Here is a 16,861-nt window from a genome sequence, read left to right as displayed (position 1 = left end):
CCTGATATGGCGAAGACAAGCGCAGTTGAAAAGAACAAGCGCCGCCGCAATACGGTTGCCAACCAGGCCGCGAAGCGGGCTGCTCTCAAGGCAATCATCATGAACCAGTCTCTCTCGATCGAAGACCGGTTCAAGGCCACTCTGAAGCTGGCATCGCTCCCGCGCGATGGATCGAAGACCCGTATTCGCAACCGTTGCGAAGTGTCTGGCCGTCCGCGCGCCTACTACCGCAAACTGCGCATGTCGCGTATCGCGCTGCGTGAACTCGGCAATCTCGGCAAGGTGCCGGGCATCGTCAAGTCCAGCTGGTAAGGAGCAGATTAGATGTCTATGACTGATCCTTTGGGCGATATGCTCACCCGCATCCGCAATGGCGCTTCGCGCCGCAAGTCGTCGGTTTCGACGCCTGCGTCCAAGCTCCGTGCACGCGTTCTCGATGTGCTCCAGGCTGAAGGCTACATCCGTGGCTATTCCGTCGTCGATTTCGGCAACGGCAAGTCTGAGCTCAACATCGAACTCAAGTACTACGAAGGCGCATCGGTGATCCGCGAGATCGGCCGTGTGTCCAAGCCGGGCCGCCGGGTTTATGTCTCGGTCAAGTCCATTCCGCAGGTCGCGAACGGTCTCGGCATTACCATCCTTTCGACTCCGAAGGGTGTGATGGCCGATCACCAGGCTCGCGAACAGAATGTTGGTGGCGAGGTTCTCTGCTCGGTCTTCTAAGATCGAACAGAGATATCTCCTTCGAAACAGACAGGTTTGAAAAATGTCTCGTATCGGTAAGAAGCCCGTTCAGGTACCTGCAGGGATCACGGCCACGGTTGATGGCCAGAAAGTGACTGCCAAGGGCCCCAAGGGCGAGCTGTTTTTCGTCGCTAACGACGAAATCGGTCTCAAGCTGGAAAACAATGCAATCGTCGTGACGCCGCTCAACGACTCCAAGGATGCTCGCGCAAAGTGGGGCATGTCCCGCACCATGATCGAGAACATCTTCAAGGGTGTTAAGGACGGCTACGAGCGCAAGCTCGAAATCAACGGTGTCGGCTACCGTGCCTCCATGCAGGGCAAGAACCTGCAGCTGGCGCTCGGCTTCAGCCACGACGTGATTTATCAGCCGCCGCAGGGCATCACCATTGCTGTGCCGAAGCCGACGGAAATCGTCGTCACCGGCATCAACAAGCAGCAAGTTGGTCAGGTTGCCGCTGAAATCCGCGAATATCGCGGTCCTGAGCCCTACAAGGGCAAGGGCGTTAAGTATGCCGAAGAGCGGATCGTCCGCAAAGAAGGCAAGAAGAAGTAAGGAACACGCGAAATGGCTAGCAGGAAAGAAGCACTTGCGCGTCGCGCCAACCGCGTGCGCCGTCAAATCAAGGCGGTGGCCAATGGCCGTCCGCGCCTGTCGGTTCATCGCTCGTCGAAGAACATCTACGCTCAGATCATCGATGATGTGGCTGGCAAGACCCTCGCGGCTGCCTCTACCCTCGACAAGGATCTGCGCGGTTCTCTGAAGACCGGTGCCGATACCGCAGCCGCAGCCCTCGTTGGCAAGCTCGTTGCAGAGCGCGCCTCCAAGGCCGGCGTGAAGGAAGTCGTGTTCGATCGCGGCGCTTTCATTTACCACGGCCGCATCAAGGCCCTGGCTGAAGCAGCCCGCGAAGGCGGCCTGACCTTCTAATCAGATTTCCGGCCGGTGATCTCAAGGATGCCGGCCGGATATTCACCGGACCGCAAATCTCCGTTGGGAGGTTCATGCGGTCTTCGTTTTGTTTGCCCGTTGCACCCGGAAAAGAAAAAGGAAGAGGACAATGGCACAGGAAAAGAGGGCTCCGCGGGAAGACCGTCAGAGCCGTGAAGAGCGCGATAGCGAATTCGTCGACAAGCTGGTCGCGATCAACCGCGTCGCCAAGGTTGTTAAGGGTGGCCGTCGCTTCGGCTTCGCCGCTCTCGTCGTCGTTGGCGACCAGAAGGGCCGCGTAGGCTTCGGCCATGGCAAGGCACGCGAAGTGCCGGAAGCCATCCGCAAGGCAACCGAAAGCGCCAAGCGCGACATGATCTTCGTACCGCTGCGCGACGGCCGTACGCTGCATCACGACGTTCATGGCCGTCATGGCGCCGGCAAGGTTCTGCTGCGCTCGGCCAAGGTCGGTACCGGTATCATCGCCGGCGGCCCGATGCGCGCCGTTTTCGAAACGCTCGGCGTTCATGACGTCGTTGCCAAGTCGACCGGTTCGTCGAACCCGTACAACATGGTTCGCGCCACGTTCGACGCCCTGAAGCACCAGGTTCACCCGAAGGACATCGCAGCTCAGCGCGGCATCAAGTATGCCACCCTGCAGGCTCGCCGCGCCGCTTCGGGCAACGCCTCCGAAGAATAAGGGAGTTTGACCTATGGCCAAGACGACCAAGAAGGCTGAAGCTAAGGCGACCGTTACGGTCGAGCAGATTGGCAGCCCGATCCGCCGTCCGGATGTTCAGCAGAAGACGCTGATCGGTCTCGGACTGAACAAAATGCACCGTCGCCGCACGCTGGAAGATACTCCGGCTGTTCGTGGCATGATCCGTGCTGTCCAGCATCTCGTTCGCGTTGTCGACGAGAAGTGAGCCGGAGGTAATTCGCTATGAAACTGAATGAAATCAAGGATAACGAAGGCTCGACCCACAGCCGCAAGCGCCTCGGCCGCGGCATCGGCTCCGGCTCCGGCAAGACCGGTGGCCGTGGTGTGAAGGGTCAGAAGTCCCGTTCGGGCGTTGCGATCAACGGCTTCGAAGGCGGTCAGATGCCCATCTACCGTCGTCTGCCGAAGCGCGGCTTCAACAACATCTTCGCATCCGACTACGTTGTCGTATCGCTGGCACGCATCCAGGCTGCCGTCGATGCCGGCAAGCTCGATGCCAAGAGCACTGTTGATGCAGCAGCTCTCAAGGCTGCCGGCGTTATTCGCCGCGTCAAGGACGGCGTTCGGGTTCTCTCGGACGGCGAACTGAAGGCGAAGCTTGCTCTTGAAGTTGCAGGCGCTTCCAAGTCCGCAGTCGAGAAGATCGAAAAGGCTGGCGGTTCCGTCAAGCTGCTCGCTGCTGCCGCAGAATAATATTATCAACAATCGCCCGAAGTGACTTCACTTCGGGCGATTTTGCTCCCATATGTGAGCCTCACGAATCTGATCGATGCGGCAAGTGTCTTTCCGATCGATAACGGGAACCAAGGGTGAGGCGCCCGATTGCAGCGCAATCCGTCCGAAGCCCGGCTTTTGAACAATTTACAGACCGATTCCGGACTTGGCCGACTATGCCGGAATTGGTGATGCGGAGATTTGCATGGCTTCTGCAGCGGAACAATTGGCGTCCAACCTCAATTTTTCGACCTTTGCCAAAGCCGAGGATCTCAAGAAGCGCCTGTGGTTTACCCTCGGCGCTCTCCTCGTCTACCGGCTCGGCACCCACATTCCGCTTCCTGGCCTCAACCCTGCCGCCTATGCCCAGGCTTTCCAGAATCAGTCGGGCGGCATTCTCGGTCTCTTCAACATGTTCTCGGGCGGCGCCGTGCAGCGCATGGCGATCTTCGCGCTCGGCATCATGCCCTATATCTCCGCCTCGATCATCGTTCAGCTGATGACCTCGGTTGTTCCCTCGCTCGAAAACCTGAAGAAGGAAGGCGAGCAGGGCCGTAAGATCATCAACCAGTACACCCGCTACGGCACGGTGCTGCTCGGCGCATTGCAGGCCTATGGCATTGCGATCGGCCTGGAGCATGGCAACGGCGTCGTCGTTGATCCCGGCTGGTTCTTCCGCATTTCCACCGTCATCACGCTGCTTGGCGGCACCATGTTCCTGATGTGGCTTGGCGAACAGGTGACGTCGCGCGGTATTGGCAACGGCATTTCGCTGATCATCTTCGCGGGTATCGCCGCCGGTCTTCCGACCGCGCTCGCCGGTACCCTGGAGCTTGGCCGCACGGGCGCGCTTTCCACGCCTCTTATTCTCGCCGTGCTGGTCGTCGCTATTCTGGTCATCGCGCTCATCGTCTTCGTCGAGCGCGCGCAGCGTCGCCTGCTGATCCAATATCCGAAGCGCCAGGTTGGCACGCGCATGTTCCAGGGCGATACGTCGCACCTGCCGCTGAAGCTGAACACTTCGGGCGTCATCCCGGCGATCTTCGCGTCGTCGCTGCTTCTGCTGCCGGCAACCGTCGCCGGTCTCGGCAACAACACCGCGCTTCCGGCCTGGGTAACGTCCATCGTTGCAGCGCTCGGCCACGGACAGCCCGTCTATATGGTGCTCTACGCCGCTCTGATCGCCTTCTTCGCCTTCTTCTACACGGCGCTTGTCTTCAATCCGAAGGACACGGCCGACAATCTGAAGAAGCACGGCGGCTTCATTCCCGGTATCCGTCCGGGTGAGCGCACCGCCGAATATATCGATTACGTGCTGACCCGCATCACGGTCATCGGCGCGATCTATCTTGTCTTCGTCTGCATCCTGCCCGAAATTCTCGTATCCCAGACAGGTATTCCCTTGTCTCTGGGTGGCACTTCGCTTCTGATCGTGGTTAGCGTAACGCTGGATACGGTGGCGCAGATTCAGGGTCACCTGATCGCACAGCAATATGAAGGCCTGATCAAGAAATCGAAGTTGCGTGGAGGAAAGAGGGGGCGATGAGACTCATACTTTTAGGGCCGCCGGGAGCAGGTAAGGGGACCCAGGCCCAGCGCATCGTGGAAAAGCATGGCATTCCGCAGCTTTCCACTGGCGATATGCTGCGTGCGGCCGTTCAGGCCGGCACGGAAGTTGGCAAGCGCGCCAAGGCTGTCATGGACGCCGGCAAGCTTGTTTCGGATGAGATCGTCAACGCGATCGTTTCCGAACGCATCGATCAGCCGGATTGTGCCAAGGGTTTCATTCTCGATGGTTTCCCGCGCACTCTTGTACAGGCTGATGCCACGGAGAAGATGCTTAGCGCGAAGGGCCTCGAGCTCTCCGTCGTGATTGAGCTCAAAGTGGACGACGCCGAACTGATTCGCCGCGTCTCTGGCCGCTATTCCTGCTCGAATTGCGGCAGCGTCTATCACGACACTGACAAGGTTCCGGCAAATGCCGGTGTCTGCGACAAATGCGGCTCGACGCATTTCAAGCGCCGCCCGGATGACAATGCCGAAACCATGGCGACCCGTCTTCAGGTCTACTACAAGGAGACCTCGCCGCTGATCGGTTACTACTATGCCAAGGGCAAGTTGCAGAGCATCGACGGCATGGCCGATATCGAGCATGTGACTGAGAGCATAGAGGCTATCCTGGCTAAGCTTTAGATAGCCTAAAATAAACTTGCCGGAGCGGTTGCTTTTTTGCGCTGATTCCGCTAAACACCGCGCCAACTCGCGACATGCCATGCGATCGGCGCGGATTTCCAACGGGAAGTCCGGGTACGGTCGTTTTGACATGTGGCGGACACACATTGAACAAGCAGCTCCCGGGCTGCATAACAAGACCCTTTGCCAAGGCAAAAGGAATGCAAGGAGAACAGGCGTGGCTCGTATCGCTGGCGTCAACATCCCGACTGCAAAGCGCGTAGTTATTGCGCTTCGTTACATTCACGGGATCGGACCGAAGTTTGCACAGGAAATCTGCGAGAAGGTCGGTATTCCGGCCGAGCGTCGCGTCAACCAGTTGACCGATGCTGAGGTTCTGCAGATCCGCGAAACCATCGACCGTGACTATCAGGTCGAAGGTGATCTGCGTCGCGAAACCGCGATGAACATCAAGCGTCTCATGGACCTGGGTTCTTACCGTGGCCTGCGTCATCGCCGCGGCCTGCCGGTTCGTGGCCAGCGCACGCACACCAATGCCCGCACCCGCAAGGGTCCGGCAAAGGCGATCGCTGGTAAGAAGAAGTAATTTCCGGGCAACCGGATTTGGGAGGCTGGCGGTCCGCCGGCCTCTTTTGAGTTTGAAGCGGTGCTCCGTGGGTGCCGCTTCGGTGTAGCCGCTGGGATTACGGCGGTGCAGAGATCCAAGAAAGGACTAACATGGCCAAGGAAGCCGTCCGCGTTCGTCGTCGCGAGCGCAAGAATATCACGTCGGGCGTCGCACACGTCAACTCGACCTTCAACAACACGATGATCACCATCACCGACGCACAGGGCAACGCGATTGCCTGGTCGTCCGCTGGTGCCAAGGGCTTCAAGGGTTCGCGCAAGTCGACCCCGTTCGCCGCCCAGATCGCTGCCGAAGATTGCGCCAAGAAGGCTCAGGAGCACGGCATGAAGTCGCTCGAAGTTGAAGTTTGCGGTCCGGGCTCCGGTCGTGAATCCGCTCTGCGCGCGCTCCAGGCTGCTGGTTTCATGATCACGTCCATCCGCGACGTGACCCCGATCCCGCACAATGGTTGCCGCCCGCGCAAGAAGCGTCGCGTCTGATCATCGCCACTCACGACACCGGCCGGGGTAGATGCGCCCGGCTTGGTGTTACTCAAGCTCGGTTGCCACGATTGGATGGTGGCAACGAACGGAAGGCAAAAACATGATTCAGAAAAACTGGCAGGAACTGATCAAGCCCAACAAGGTCGAGTTCACCTCGAGCGGCCGCACCAAGGCAACGCTCGTGGCGGAACCGCTGGAGCGTGGCTTTGGTCTCACCCTCGGCAACGCGCTGCGTCGCGTTCTGCTGTCCTCTCTGCGTGGCGCCGCTGTGACGGCCGTGCAGATCGACGGCGTATTGCATGAGTTCTCCTCTATCCCGGGCGTCCGGGAAGACGTGACGGATATCGTGCTGAACATCAAGGAAATCGCCATCAAGATGGACGGCGATGACAGCAAGCGCATGGTCGTCCGCAAGCAGGGCCCAGGCGTTGTAACGGCTGGCGACATCCAGACGGTCGGCGATATCGAAATCCTCAACCCCGAGCATGTCATCTGCACGCTCGACGAGGGCGCCGAAATCCGCATGGAATTCACCGTCAACAACGGCAAGGGCTATGTGCCCGCCGAGCGCAATCGTGCGGAAGACGCTCCGATCGGCCTCATCCCGGTCGACAGCCTCTATTCGCCGGTCAAGAAGGTGTCCTACAAGGTTGAAAATACCCGCGAAGGACAGGTTCTCGACTACGACAAGCTGAGCATGTCGATCGAAACCGACGGTTCGATCAGCGGTGAAGATGCCGTCGCTTTTGCGGCTCGCATCCTCCAGGATCAGCTTGGCGTGTTCGTCAACTTCGACGAGCCGCAGAAGGAAGCCGAAGAAGAAGCAGTCACCGAACTCGCTTTCAACCCGGCGCTCCTCAAGAAGGTGGACGAGCTGGAACTGTCCGTTCGCTCGGCAAATTGCCTGAAGAACGACAACATCGTCTACATCGGCGACCTCATTCAGAAGACCGAAGCAGAAATGCTCCGCACGCCGAATTTTGGTCGCAAGTCGCTGAACGAAATCAAGGAAGTTCTCGCTTCCATGGGCCTGCACCTCGGCATGGAGGTGCCGGCATGGCCGCCTGAGAACATCGAAGATCTCGCCAAGCGATACGAAGACCAATACTAACCAATCAAACTGCGGGCGAACGATGCCTGCAAGTGAAGGAGAATAGCCATGCGCCACGGTAAAGCCGGCCGCAAGCTGAATAGAACCGCTAGCCATCGTAAGGCGATGTTCGCCAACATGGCGGCTTCGCTCATCACCCATGAGCAGATTGTCACCACGCTCCCGAAGGCGAAGGAAATTCGCCCGATCGTCGAGAAGCTGGTAACCCTCGGCAAGCGCGGCGACCTGCACGCTCGTCGTCAGGCCATCTCGCAGATCCGCGACGTCGCCGTCGTTTCGAAGCTGTTCGACGCGATCGCAACCCGCTACGCCACCCGCAATGGCGGCTACCTGCGTATCATGAAGGCCGGCTTCCGCCAGGGCGACAATGCCGCTCTCGCAGTTGTCGAATTCGTCGATCGCGACGTCAATGCCAAGGGCGCAGCCGACAAGGCTCGCGTTGCCGCTGAAGAAGAAGCCGCAGCCGCTTAAGGCTAAGCTTCGGATCAGAAATTGAAGGCCGGATGAGCGATCATCCGGCCTTTTGTCGTTTCCGCGACTGGAGCGGCCTTTCAATCTCCCTGATTGCTTTGGAGTATCGCAATCAGCCTTGCTGAGTCGCATTCGGCTCAGGTGGCGTTAGAGCAGGGAGCGTCGTGGGACATGCAGCGAAAATTGACGCGTGAGAGACCGCTTCTGTTCCTCGCGCTCTTGGTGACCATCGCCGCCGGTCTTGCATTGCGGCGCTATGGTTATGCGCTCGATCTGCCTTTCGCGATCGTCAAATATGGCGGCTCGTTATTGTGGGGAGCGATGGTCTATTGGCTCCTGGCGACAATATTCGTGTCTTCGGGACGTGTCAGGATTGCCGTGGCGGCGCTGCTCGTCGCGATCGCCGTAGAGTTTTTCAGGCTTTGGCACACGCCTGATCTTGACGCCTTTCGATTGACTGCCGCCGGAGCCCTGTTGCTGGGCAGGGTATTCTCGCTCTGGAATATCGTCGCCTATGCCGCCGGCATCGCGCTGGCGTTGGCGCTTCATCGCATCCTATTCGGGCCGAAGCGCTCAGCATGATGTTCTTGCCCACTTTTATCTCGGCGACGTCGATCATTACTAAGTGATTTATTAGACTATCGGTCGCTTGCGATCCGGGCCGGTTACCACGGCTCTCTCGATATCTGCATAGCTGCATTTCGCATTCCATATAGCGCTTTCGATAATAATAATTTGAATCCTAATTAGTTTAGTGCTAATAGGTTCTCATGAACTCGTCCAATGCCCTGCAACGCGTATTCACCGCAAACCTGCTGACGACCGGCCGCCAATGGCGACGGGCGGTCGATCTCGCGCTGAGCTCCCATGGCATATCTGAGGCGGTGGCCGCGCCGCTGCTTTGGATCGGTCGCCTGGGAGGAGGCGTGCGGCAGGTGGTGCTCGCCACTTATGTCGGCATCGAAGGCCCGTCTCTGGTTCGGCTGATCGATCAGCTCGAAAGCATGGATCTTGTCATCCGCAAGGATGATCCGACGGATCGACGCGCGAAAGGCCTGTGGCTGACGCCGGAAGGCGAAAAGCTGGCCTCCCGTATGGAAGACGTACTTGATGAGCTGCGTGGCAAGATCCTCGCCAATGTCGACCCCGCGGATATCGAAGCTGCGGTTCGCGTCCTGAAGGCTTTCGAGGAGTTTGAGGCATCCAAAGCCGTCGAACCGGAGCCGGAGAAGGTCTCATGAGCATTCCATCCTGGCGCGAGTGGTTATTTTCCGTCAAAGCCTTCATCGCTGCGATTATGGCGCTGTTCATCGCCCTGTCGCTCGATCTGCCGCGTCCCTATTGGGCGATGGCCGCCGTCTATGTGGTCGCCAATCCTCTTGCCGGCGCGACCAGCTCCAAGGGGCTTTACCGCGCGCTCGGCACGCTTATCGGTGCCACCGCATCGGTGATCTTCATCCCGCTCTTCGTCAACGCGCCGGAACTGCTTTCGATCGTTGTCGCGCTATGGACCGGCACCTTGCTGTTCATCTCGATGCTCGACCGCACGTCGCGCAGCTATGTCTTCATGCTGGCCGGCTATACGTTGCCGCTGATCGCGCTGCCGACCGTCGGCTCGCCCGAAACCATTTTCGATGTCGCGCTTGCCCGCTCTGAGGAAATTCTCATCGGCATCGTCTGTGCGAGCGTGGTTAGCGCCGTCGTCTTTCCGAGCAGCGTCGGCACCGTCCTCGGCCAGCGTATAGGTTCCTGGCTGGACGACGCCGGCACCTGGGCCGACGAGATCCTGCGCGGCGAGGGCGCTTCGCCGGCAACGCCCTTGAAGCGACAGAAGCTTGCCGCCGACGTTTCCGGCCTCGATCTCGTCATCAGCCAGTTGCGCTATGATGCCGGCAGCCGCGACATCGTCAGGCATTCGCGCGAACTGCGCGGCCGTCTGCTGATGCTGCTGCCGCTCTTCTCCTCCCTTGCCGATCGCCTGCACGCCTTGAAGGCCGGTGGCAAGCCGCTGCCGCAGGAATTGGTCGTTGTTTTGAACGAGGTGGCCGACTGGCTGGGGCAGGGTGGTCGCGGCAAGGCCGATGACACCGCTGAGACCTTGTCGCGGAAGATCGAGGAATTGCAGGAGAACGACCTCGATATCGGTTGGGACGACCTCGTCCGGTCGAGCGCTCTCGCTCGCCTTAAGGAAATTGTCGACTTGTGGCAGGATTGCCTGACGCTGCGTGCCCAGATCGTCTCGGGGCAGCAGGTCGGCACCTGGCGCCCCGCCTTCCGCTACCGCAATGTCGTCGGTCGCAGCAGGCATTATGATTACGCCCTGCTTGCCTTCTCGGCCGGTAGCGTCATCGCCGGAATTGCCGTCGCCTGCTTCTTCTGGATCTATTCCGGCTGGGCGGATGGTGCCGGCTTCATCGCCATGGTGGCCGTTGCCTGCTCGTTTTTCGCCGCGCTCGATCGTCCCGCGCCCTTCATCACCACCATGTTCATCTGGACTGCGGTGAGCCTGGTCATCGCCTGCGTCTATATTTTTGGCGTGTTGCCGTCGATTTCCGGCTTTGAAATGCTGGTGCTGGTCTTTGCGCCGCCCTTCCTGGTGATGGGTATCCTGATTACCCGCCCGCAGACCAACATGCTCGGCATGCTGCTGGCGGTGAACGGTGCAAGTTTCATCGCGCTGCAGGATCGTTACACCGCCGATTTCGCCAGCTTCACCAACAGTGCGATCGCCGCTCTGGCCGGTGTTGGCTTCGCCTTGGTCTGGACTTTGCTTACCCGCCCATTCGGATCCGAGCTTGCCGCCTGGCGGCTGGTGCGGGCCGGCTGGAGAGATCTGGCCGAAACTGCCGCCGGCATCCGCCGTGCCGATCATGAACGCCTCTCAGGCCGCATCCTCGACCGCCTGGGCCAGCTCGTCCCCCGTCTTGCAGGCATCGAGGACCGCGAACTGAAAAAGGTCGACGGTTACGCCGATGTCCGTCTCGGCTTCAACGTGCTGATGCTTCAGAAAGAGCGTGGCCAGCTGAAGCCGGCTGCCGCTGCATCGGTCAGCGAAGTCCTGATCGGCGTATCGGATTTCTATCGTTCGCGGCTGAAGGCAAAACGGGCCGTGGATCCGGCCGAGGAACTGCGTGTGTCGATCGACCATAGCCTCGAAGCCGTCGCACAGGAAAAGCGAGATTCCGGTCGGGCGAGCCTTGATGCGCTCGTCGGCCTTCGCCGGGCGCTCTTCCCCCATGCCGAGCCGCCAGCGAGCTGGCGGCCACCAATATCCGATACAACTCAACCTCTTCCCATTGCCGCCGAGTAATATCATGCCCGCAGAATTCGATCTCTATGGCGTCTATATCCCGCGCCTTCTCGTTCTCATGCTCCTGACGCTGTTTGTCGTCATTGTCGTTCGACGCCTGCTGGCATGGATCGGAGTCTACACTCTGGTCTGGCATCGCGGTCTTTTCGATCTCGCGCTTTACGTCCTGCTGCTCGGCGCCGTCTCCTCAGTCTCCCGTTGGTATTTCACATGAACGCGTTCAAACTCATCGGCCGTGTGGCCGTCACTCTCATCTTCGTTATTGCCGCCGTCTATGTCGGCCGCCAGCTCTGGGGCCATTACATGGATGAACCATGGACGCGCGATGCGCGCCTCAGGGCCGATGTCGTCGGCATCGCCCCCGATGTCTCCGGTCTCGTGAGCGAGGTTCTCGTCAAGGACAACCAGACCGTTAAGAAGGGCGATATCCTCTTCCGCGTCGATCGCGATCGTTTCGCCATCGCGCTTGAACAGGCGGATGCAGCCCTTGCAAGCAGCAAGGCGGCTCTCGAGCAGGCTCAGCGCGAAAGCGCGCGGCAGGCCCGCCTTGGTGATGCCGCTTCCCTACAGCAGAAGGAGCAGGCGCTGACCACCGTGCAGCAGGATGAAGCTGCCGTCCGTCAGGCGACTGCCAATCGCGAACTCGCCCAGCTCAATCTCGACCGCTCCGAGGTTCGCGCCACCGTCAACGGTACGATCTCGAACCTCAGCCTGCGTCCGGGCGACTATGTTTCCGCCGGGACCGCAAAGGTGGCGCTCATCGACAGCGATTCCCTGCGCGTCGAAGGCTATTTCGAAGAAACCAAGCTGCCGCGCATCCAGATCGGCGACGAAGTTCATATCCACTTGATGGGTCAGGCCGAGAAGCTGACCGGTCATGTCGAGAGCATCGCTTACGGCATCGAGGACCGCGAGCGCACCTCCGGCAGCCTGCTTGCCAATATCACGCCAACCTTCAGCTGGGTACGCCTGGCGCAGCGTGTGCCGGTGCGCATCGCGCTCGACAAGGTACCCGATGGCACGAAGCTCATCGCCGGCCTCACGGCGACCGTCGAAGTGCAGGAACAGGGTCAAGCCAAGATCGCCAGCGCTGCGGAATGACTTTGCTTGAAGGGAGAGCGGCCTCCCTCAGGCCGCTCTGGAACTAGAGGCCGCAGCTGGCTTGCGTGCTGCCCGCCGCCTCTCCATCATGATCGGCCGGTAGGATCTGTAGAGGATCATGGCGATCAGCAGGCCGATATAGATGAACTGCTCTACGGATAGCACCTTAGTCGATAGCGCAAAGTGCAGAGCGCCGCAGGCGGCGATAATATAGACGAGGCGGTGCAGCCAGATCCATTTCTTGCCGAGACGCTTGATCGAGAAATTGTTCGACGTCACGGCCAAGGCCAGCAGCATGACAAGTCCTGCCATGCCGAACATGATGAAGGGGCGCTTCAGGACGTCGTCGATGACGGCCTGTACGTCCAGCGCCTGGTCTAGAGCCATATAGACCGTCAGATGCATCAGGGCGTAGTAGAAACAGAGCAGGCCGAGTGCGCGGCGATAGCGCAGATAGTTCCAGCCGAAGAGATCGCGAAGCGGCGTGACAGCAAGCGTCAGCAGCAGAAAGCGGATCGCCCACAGTCCCAGGAAGAGCTCGAAGGTCTTCACAGCGTCGGCGCCGAGCTGATCCGTCGCGCCGAGATAGAACTCCCAGGCGGCCGGTAAAAGCCCGACAAAGTAGAGCGCCCAGACGGAGGCGGGTTGCCAGCGTTTTGGGAGAGCGAAGGAGAGGGCCATCAGAAATTCACCCTAAGATCCATGCCGCTATAGAGGCTGGCAACCTGATCGGCATAGCCGTTGAAGGGCAGGGTGGGGTGACGATTGGAGCCGAAGAAGCCGCCTTCGCCGATGCGCCGTTCCGTCGCCTGGCTCCAGCGCGGATGATCGACAGCCGGATTGACGTTGGCGTAGAAGCCATATTCCTGGCTGTTGGTCGCCTGCCATGTATTCAGCGGCTGCTTGTCGGTGAGCGTGATGCGCACGATCGACTTGATGCCCTTGAAGCCATATTTCCACGGCACGACGAGCCGGATCGGCGCGCCGTTCTGGTTCGGCAGGGTCTCGCCATAGAGGCCGACGGCAAGCAGCGTCAGCGGATTGCGCGCCTCGTCCAGGCGCAGCCCCTCGACATAGGGCCAGTTGAGAGATTGCAGGAGGCCCGATTGCCCCGGCATTTCTTCCGGCCGCACGACAGTCTCGAAGGCCACATATTTGGCGCTGCCCTGCGGCTCCACCTTGTCGAGCAGGGCGGAAAGCTGGAAGCCGTCCCATGGGATCACCATCGACCAGGCTTCGACGCAGCGCATGCGATAGACCCGCTCTTCCGGCGGAAACTCCTTGAGCAGCGCATCGACATCGAACGTGCCGGGCTTGTTGACCATGCCATCGACCTTGACCGTCCAGGGACGCGGCTTGAACTTGCCTGAGAGGCTGGCCGGATCGGACTTGTCGAGGCCGAATTCGTAGAAATTGTTGTAGGTGGTGACGTCCTTGAGCGGCGTCAGCTTCTCATCGACCGTGTAATTGCTCTTGGTCGCCGTCAGGGCTTCGGCCAGCGCCGTCTTGCCGCCGATAGCCGCCACGCCGATACCGGCCGCGGCCGCCGTCAGGAACTCGCGCCGCTTCAGATAGATCGAGCGGGGTGTGATCTCGGAGGATGCGATTTTCGGCGGGCGATAGGCGGTCATGGAGCAATTCCTCTATGCGATAGCAGCTTCGATATGAGCGATACGCAGTGGATGCAGATTTTGTTACACTCTTAGGCCGGCATTTCTTTGGAAGTGAAAGCAACTTTTTGTGTGCGCTTGTGATCGGGCTGTTTCGTTCCCAACTTTGGTCGAGCGACTTGTTTGCCCGGACGTGGCCCTTGCCCGGCAGCGTACCGGATTCGCTTGAGTTGATAGTGACAGTACTGCACGATTGGATTAGGACAATTCCAAAAAGCGGAGTTGCCGGCGCTCTTTGGCCTGAAACCCTTGGCCGATGCCCGACGCCGCACAATTTCCAGGATGACGAGGAAGACACCATGCCAGCTTATCGTTCCAGAACAACCACCCACGGCCGCAACATGGCCGGTGCGCGCGGCCTTTGGCGCGCGACGGGTATGAAGGACAGCGATTTCGGCAAGCCCATTATTGCGGTGGTCAACTCCTTCACTCAGTTCGTGCCCGGCCACGTTCACCTCAAGGATCTCGGCCAGCTGGTCGCGCGCGAAATCGAGGCCGCCGGCGGTGTTGCCAAGGAATTCAACACCATCGCCGTCGACGACGGTATCGCCATGGGCCATGACGGCATGCTCTATTCGCTGCCGTCGCGCGAGCTGATCGCCGACAGCGTCGAATATATGGTCAATGCGCATTGCGCCGACGCCATGGTCTGCATCTCCAACTGCGACAAGATCACCCCCGGCATGCTGATGGCCTCGCTGCGCCTGAATATCCCGACGGTCTTCGTGTCCGGCGGCCCGATGGAGGCCGGCAAGGTCGTCCTGCACGGCAAGAAGCATGCGCTCGATCTGGTCGACGCCATGGTTGCCGCCGCTGACGACAAGATCAGCGACGAAGACGTTCAGGTCATCGAGCGCTCCGCCTGTCCGACCTGCGGCTCGTGCTCGGGCATGTTCACGGCCAATTCGATGAACTGCCTGACCGAAGCGCTCGGCCTGTCGCTGCCGGGCAACGGCTCGACGCTCGCCACCCACGCCGACCGTAAGCGCCTCTTTGTCGAAGCCGGCCATCTGGTCGTCGATCTCGCCCGCCGTTATTACGAGCAGGACGATGCATCGATCCTGCCGCGTTCCGTTGCCTCCAAGCAGGCCTTCGAGAATGCCATGGCGCTCGATATTGCCATGGGTGGCTCGACCAACACGGTTCTGCACATCTTGGCAGCCGCGCATGAGGGCGAAGTCGATTTCACCATGGCTGACATCGATGCGCTGTCGCGCCGTGTTCCCTGCCTCTCAAAGGTTGCGCCGGCAAAGAGCGACGTTCACATGGAAGACGTCCATCGCGCGGGTGGTATCATGTCGATTCTCGGCGAGCTCGATAAGGGCGGTCTCATCAACCGCGATTGCCCGACCGTGCATTCCGAGACCATCGGCGATGCCATCGATCGCTGGGACATCACCCGCACCAACAGCGAAACGGTGCGCGAATTCTTCCGCGCGGCTCCGGGCGGCATTCCGACCCAGGTTGCCTTCAGCCAGAACGCCCGCTGGGAAGAGCTGGACACGGACCGCGAGAAGGGCGTCATCCGCTCCGTCGAGCATCCCTTCTCCAAGGATGGTGGTCTTGCCGTTCTCAAGGGCAACTTGGCGCTCGATGGCTGCATCGTGAAGACGGCCGGCGTCGATGAATCGATCCTGAAGTTCTCCGGCCCGGCCAAGGTCTTCGAAAGCCAGGATGCTGCCGTCAAGGGCATTCTCAGCAATGAGATCAAGGCCGGCGACGTCGTCGTCATCCGCTACGAAGGCCCGAAGGGCGGCCCCGGCATGCAGGAAATGCTCTATCCGACGAGCTATCTGAAGTCGAAAGGCCTTGGCAAGGCCTGCGCGCTGATCACCGACGGCCGCTTCTCCGGCGGCACCTCGGGTCTGTCGATCGGTCACGTTTCTCCGGAAGCAGCCAATGGCGGCACGATCGGCCTCGTGCGCGAGGGCGACATGATCGATATCGACATCCCGAACCGTATCATCAGCCTGCGCGTCGACGACAAGGAACTTGCTGCTCGCCGCGACGCCCAGAATGCTAGGGGTTGGCATCCGGCCGAAGTGCGCAAGCGTAATGTCACCACGGCGCTCAAGGCTTACGCTGCGTTTGCGACCAGTGCGGATCGTGGCGCGGTTCGCGATCTGGGTGGGAAGTAACTAGACCCCTTCGCCCCGCACAGCGGGGAGAAGGTGGACTCGAACGGTCGAGCATAGCTCGGCCGCGAGAGGACGGATGAGGGGCTTTTCGAGCTTTATCGCAGCGGCGGAGTTTGGCTGTCGTTGCGCTTGCCCCTCTCCCCGCAGGAGGGGACTTGTTGGGGCAAGCCTCTAAATCACAGCAAATCAAACTCTTACAGCGGCCGATTGATCTGCTTGTAGGTGTCGTTCAGCACCTTCAGGCGCTCCTCATAGGACGCCTTCAAGCAGGCGACATCTGCCTCACAAGCCTGCCGCTTCTTCAGCCACTCCGTCTGCTGGTCCTGCATCGTGCCCCGTGCACCCATGGCGAGGAGGCCCGAGAGCAGGTCGAAGGTCGTCACCATCTTCACATCGGCATCGTTAAGGGCGCGAACGTCGCATATCGTCTTCTCGTCCGGCTTCAGATTCTGCGCCTCGCAATCGAAGCTGGCGGCACGGGAAGTGCCGGCCATACCCAGAGAGACGAGAAAAGTGGCGGCGGCAAGATGGATCAATCGCATGTCTGGTTCCCTTTTGACGATTCCCAACTCGAAATGCATGACAGCATGTTTTTGTTCATCGAGCCTGTTTTTTATCGCTGCAAAACTCCATTTATGCTTCATGGT

At 59.9% G+C, this 16,861-nt stretch carries 22 protein-coding genes; 19 read left to right on the top strand and 3 right to left on the bottom strand.

Annotated features, from left to right (window positions below):
* The first annotated feature begins 6 nt into the window (after positions 1–6).
* The 18 genes from rpsN to GDN47_RS22090 all read left to right on the top strand — a co-directional run bounded on the left by rpsN (position 7) and on the right by GDN47_RS22090 (position 12,406).
* A complete protein-coding gene (gene rpsN, locus GDN47_RS22175) occupies positions 7–312 on the top strand; it encodes a 30S ribosomal protein S14 (RefSeq protein WP_004118406.1) in 306 nt (101 codons plus the stop codon).
* 12 nt (positions 313–324) lie between these two features.
* Complete coding sequence (gene rpsH / locus GDN47_RS22170) at positions 325–723, top strand: 30S ribosomal protein S8 (protein ID WP_015339607.1); 399 nt, start codon at positions 325–327, stop codon at positions 721–723.
* Positions 724–766: 43 nt separating this feature from the next.
* Positions 767–1,300, top strand: coding sequence for a 50S ribosomal protein L6 (gene rplF, locus GDN47_RS22165; RefSeq protein WP_069611902.1), 534 nt, complete (start codon positions 767–769; stop codon positions 1,298–1,300).
* A 12-nt stretch (positions 1,301–1,312) separates the two neighbouring features.
* Positions 1,313–1,675 (top strand): 50S ribosomal protein L18, encoded by a 363-nt coding sequence (rplR, locus tag GDN47_RS22160; protein ID WP_113333543.1) that lies wholly within the window; start codon positions 1,313–1,315, stop codon positions 1,673–1,675.
* A 130-nt stretch (positions 1,676–1,805) separates the two neighbouring features.
* A complete protein-coding gene (gene rpsE, locus GDN47_RS22155; RefSeq protein ID WP_004118414.1) occupies positions 1,806–2,375 on the top strand; it encodes a 30S ribosomal protein S5 in 570 nt (189 codons plus the stop codon).
* Positions 2,376–2,388: 13 nt separating this feature from the next.
* Positions 2,389–2,601: a 50S ribosomal protein L30 gene (gene rpmD, locus GDN47_RS22150; protein ID WP_007690786.1), complete on the top strand. Its 213-nt coding sequence runs from the start codon at positions 2,389–2,391 to the stop codon at positions 2,599–2,601.
* Positions 2,602–2,618: 17 nt separating this feature from the next.
* Positions 2,619–3,089 carry a 50S ribosomal protein L15 gene (gene rplO, locus GDN47_RS22145; protein ID WP_069611904.1) on the top strand — a complete coding sequence of 157 codons (471 nt, stop codon included), beginning with the start codon at positions 2,619–2,621 and terminating at the stop codon, positions 3,087–3,089.
* Positions 3,090–3,315: 226 nt separating this feature from the next.
* Complete coding sequence (secY, locus tag GDN47_RS22140) at positions 3,316–4,656, top strand: preprotein translocase subunit SecY (protein WP_069611905.1); 1,341 nt, start codon at positions 3,316–3,318, stop codon at positions 4,654–4,656.
* Positions 4,653–5,303, top strand: coding sequence for an adenylate kinase (locus tag GDN47_RS22135; RefSeq protein WP_113333541.1), 651 nt, complete (start codon positions 4,653–4,655; stop codon positions 5,301–5,303). Before secY ends, GDN47_RS22135 begins: the two co-directional genes overlap by 4 nt.
* 217 nt (positions 5,304–5,520) lie before the next feature.
* Entirely contained in the window at positions 5,521–5,889 is a 369-nt protein-coding gene (gene rpsM / locus GDN47_RS22130) for a 30S ribosomal protein S13 (RefSeq protein WP_004118424.1), read from the top strand.
* 131 nt (positions 5,890–6,020) lie between these two features.
* Entirely contained in the window at positions 6,021–6,410 is a 390-nt protein-coding gene (gene rpsK, locus GDN47_RS22125) for a 30S ribosomal protein S11 (RefSeq protein WP_004118426.1), read from the top strand.
* A gap of 103 nt (positions 6,411–6,513) precedes the next feature.
* Positions 6,514–7,524: a DNA-directed RNA polymerase subunit alpha gene (locus GDN47_RS22120; protein ID WP_047634789.1), complete on the top strand. Its 1,011-nt coding sequence runs from the start codon at positions 6,514–6,516 to the stop codon at positions 7,522–7,524.
* Positions 7,525–7,572: 48 nt separating this feature from the next.
* The gene (gene rplQ, locus GDN47_RS22115) at positions 7,573–7,995 is read left to right on the top strand and encodes a 50S ribosomal protein L17 (protein WP_069611907.1); all 423 of its coding nucleotides are present in this window, start codon (positions 7,573–7,575) and stop codon (positions 7,993–7,995) included.
* A 171-nt stretch (positions 7,996–8,166) separates the two neighbouring features.
* Positions 8,167–8,577, top strand: a complete 411-nt coding sequence (locus tag GDN47_RS22110; RefSeq protein ID WP_113333540.1) for a ribosomal maturation YjgA family protein — start codon at positions 8,167–8,169, stop codon at positions 8,575–8,577.
* A gap of 188 nt (positions 8,578–8,765) precedes the next feature.
* Positions 8,766–9,236, top strand: a complete 471-nt coding sequence (locus GDN47_RS22105; protein WP_113352670.1) for a MarR family winged helix-turn-helix transcriptional regulator — start codon at positions 8,766–8,768, stop codon at positions 9,234–9,236.
* Positions 9,233–11,305, top strand: coding sequence for an FUSC family protein (locus GDN47_RS22100; RefSeq protein ID WP_152094261.1), 2,073 nt, complete (start codon positions 9,233–9,235; stop codon positions 11,303–11,305). Before GDN47_RS22105 ends, GDN47_RS22100 begins: the two co-directional genes overlap by 4 nt.
* A gap of 4 nt (positions 11,306–11,309) precedes the next feature.
* A complete protein-coding gene (locus GDN47_RS22095; protein WP_092715835.1) occupies positions 11,310–11,519 on the top strand; it encodes a DUF1656 domain-containing protein in 210 nt (69 codons plus the stop codon).
* The gene (locus GDN47_RS22090; RefSeq protein ID WP_113333537.1) at positions 11,516–12,406 is read left to right on the top strand and encodes an efflux RND transporter periplasmic adaptor subunit; all 891 of its coding nucleotides are present in this window, start codon (positions 11,516–11,518) and stop codon (positions 12,404–12,406) included. The genes GDN47_RS22095 and GDN47_RS22090 overlap by 4 nt, the downstream gene beginning before the upstream one ends.
* Positions 12,407–12,433: 27 nt before the next feature.
* On the opposite strand, the gene msrQ is transcribed toward GDN47_RS22090, so the two are convergent.
* Positions 12,434–13,090: a protein-methionine-sulfoxide reductase heme-binding subunit MsrQ gene (msrQ, locus tag GDN47_RS22085; protein ID WP_152094260.1), complete on the bottom strand. Its 657-nt coding sequence runs from the start codon at positions 13,088–13,090 to the stop codon at positions 12,434–12,436.
* A complete protein-coding gene (msrP, locus tag GDN47_RS22080; RefSeq protein ID WP_145320306.1) occupies positions 13,087–14,037 on the bottom strand; it encodes a protein-methionine-sulfoxide reductase catalytic subunit MsrP in 951 nt (316 codons plus the stop codon). The genes msrQ and msrP overlap by 4 nt, the downstream gene beginning before the upstream one ends.
* A 338-nt stretch (positions 14,038–14,375) precedes the next feature.
* Between msrP and ilvD the strand changes: the two genes are divergently transcribed.
* Positions 14,376–16,214 (top strand): dihydroxy-acid dehydratase, encoded by a 1,839-nt coding sequence (ilvD, locus tag GDN47_RS22075; protein WP_113389571.1) that lies wholly within the window; start codon positions 14,376–14,378, stop codon positions 16,212–16,214.
* A 194-nt stretch (positions 16,215–16,408) separates the two neighbouring features.
* On the opposite strand, the gene GDN47_RS22070 is transcribed toward ilvD, so the two are convergent.
* Positions 16,409–16,756 (bottom strand): lysozyme inhibitor LprI family protein, encoded by a 348-nt coding sequence (locus GDN47_RS22070; RefSeq protein WP_113333554.1) that lies wholly within the window; start codon positions 16,754–16,756, stop codon positions 16,409–16,411.
* Positions 16,757–16,861: the final 105 nt, after the last annotated feature.

The sequence above is a fragment of the Martinezella dioscoreae genome (assembly GCF_009176305.1).
Taxonomy (GTDB): Bacteria; Pseudomonadota; Alphaproteobacteria; order Rhizobiales; family Rhizobiaceae; genus Rhizobium; species Rhizobium dioscoreae.
Note: the sequence above shows the minus strand (reverse complement) of the source record. Positions and strands in the feature narration are given on the sequence as shown.

Excerpts from the sequence above, each read along its gene's own strand:
- rpsN (WP_004118406.1), top strand. The coding sequence starts at position 7 with ATGGCGAAGACAAGCGCAGTTGAAAAGAACAAGCGCCGCCGCAATACG.
- rpsH (WP_015339607.1), top strand. The coding sequence starts at position 325 with ATGTCTATGACTGATCCTTTGGGCGATATGCTCACCCGCATCCGCAAT.
- rplF (WP_069611902.1), top strand. The coding sequence starts at position 767 with ATGTCTCGTATCGGTAAGAAGCCCGTTCAGGTACCTGCAGGGATCACG.
- rplR (WP_113333543.1), top strand. The coding sequence starts at position 1,313 with ATGGCTAGCAGGAAAGAAGCACTTGCGCGTCGCGCCAACCGCGTGCGC.
- rpsE (WP_004118414.1), top strand. The coding sequence starts at position 1,806 with ATGGCACAGGAAAAGAGGGCTCCGCGGGAAGACCGTCAGAGCCGTGAA.
- rpmD (WP_007690786.1), top strand. The coding sequence starts at position 2,389 with ATGGCCAAGACGACCAAGAAGGCTGAAGCTAAGGCGACCGTTACGGTC.
- rplO (WP_069611904.1), top strand. The coding sequence starts at position 2,619 with ATGAAACTGAATGAAATCAAGGATAACGAAGGCTCGACCCACAGCCGC.
- secY (WP_069611905.1), top strand. The coding sequence starts at position 3,316 with ATGGCTTCTGCAGCGGAACAATTGGCGTCCAACCTCAATTTTTCGACC.
- GDN47_RS22135 (WP_113333541.1), top strand. The coding sequence starts at position 4,653 with ATGAGACTCATACTTTTAGGGCCGCCGGGAGCAGGTAAGGGGACCCAG.
- rpsK (WP_004118426.1), top strand. The coding sequence starts at position 6,021 with ATGGCCAAGGAAGCCGTCCGCGTTCGTCGTCGCGAGCGCAAGAATATC.
- GDN47_RS22120 (WP_047634789.1), top strand. The coding sequence starts at position 6,514 with ATGATTCAGAAAAACTGGCAGGAACTGATCAAGCCCAACAAGGTCGAG.
- rplQ (WP_069611907.1), top strand. The coding sequence starts at position 7,573 with ATGCGCCACGGTAAAGCCGGCCGCAAGCTGAATAGAACCGCTAGCCAT.
- GDN47_RS22110 (WP_113333540.1), top strand. The coding sequence starts at position 8,167 with ATGCAGCGAAAATTGACGCGTGAGAGACCGCTTCTGTTCCTCGCGCTC.
- GDN47_RS22105 (WP_113352670.1), top strand. The coding sequence starts at position 8,766 with ATGAACTCGTCCAATGCCCTGCAACGCGTATTCACCGCAAACCTGCTG.
- GDN47_RS22100 (WP_152094261.1), top strand. The coding sequence starts at position 9,233 with ATGAGCATTCCATCCTGGCGCGAGTGGTTATTTTCCGTCAAAGCCTTC.
- GDN47_RS22095 (WP_092715835.1), top strand. The coding sequence starts at position 11,310 with ATGCCCGCAGAATTCGATCTCTATGGCGTCTATATCCCGCGCCTTCTC.
- GDN47_RS22090 (WP_113333537.1), top strand. The coding sequence starts at position 11,516 with ATGAACGCGTTCAAACTCATCGGCCGTGTGGCCGTCACTCTCATCTTC.
- msrP (WP_145320306.1), bottom strand. The coding sequence starts at position 14,037 with ATGACCGCCTATCGCCCGCCGAAAATCGCATCCTCCGAGATCACACCC.
- ilvD (WP_113389571.1), top strand. The coding sequence starts at position 14,376 with ATGCCAGCTTATCGTTCCAGAACAACCACCCACGGCCGCAACATGGCC.
- GDN47_RS22070 (WP_113333554.1), bottom strand. The coding sequence starts at position 16,756 with ATGCGATTGATCCATCTTGCCGCCGCCACTTTTCTCGTCTCTCTGGGT.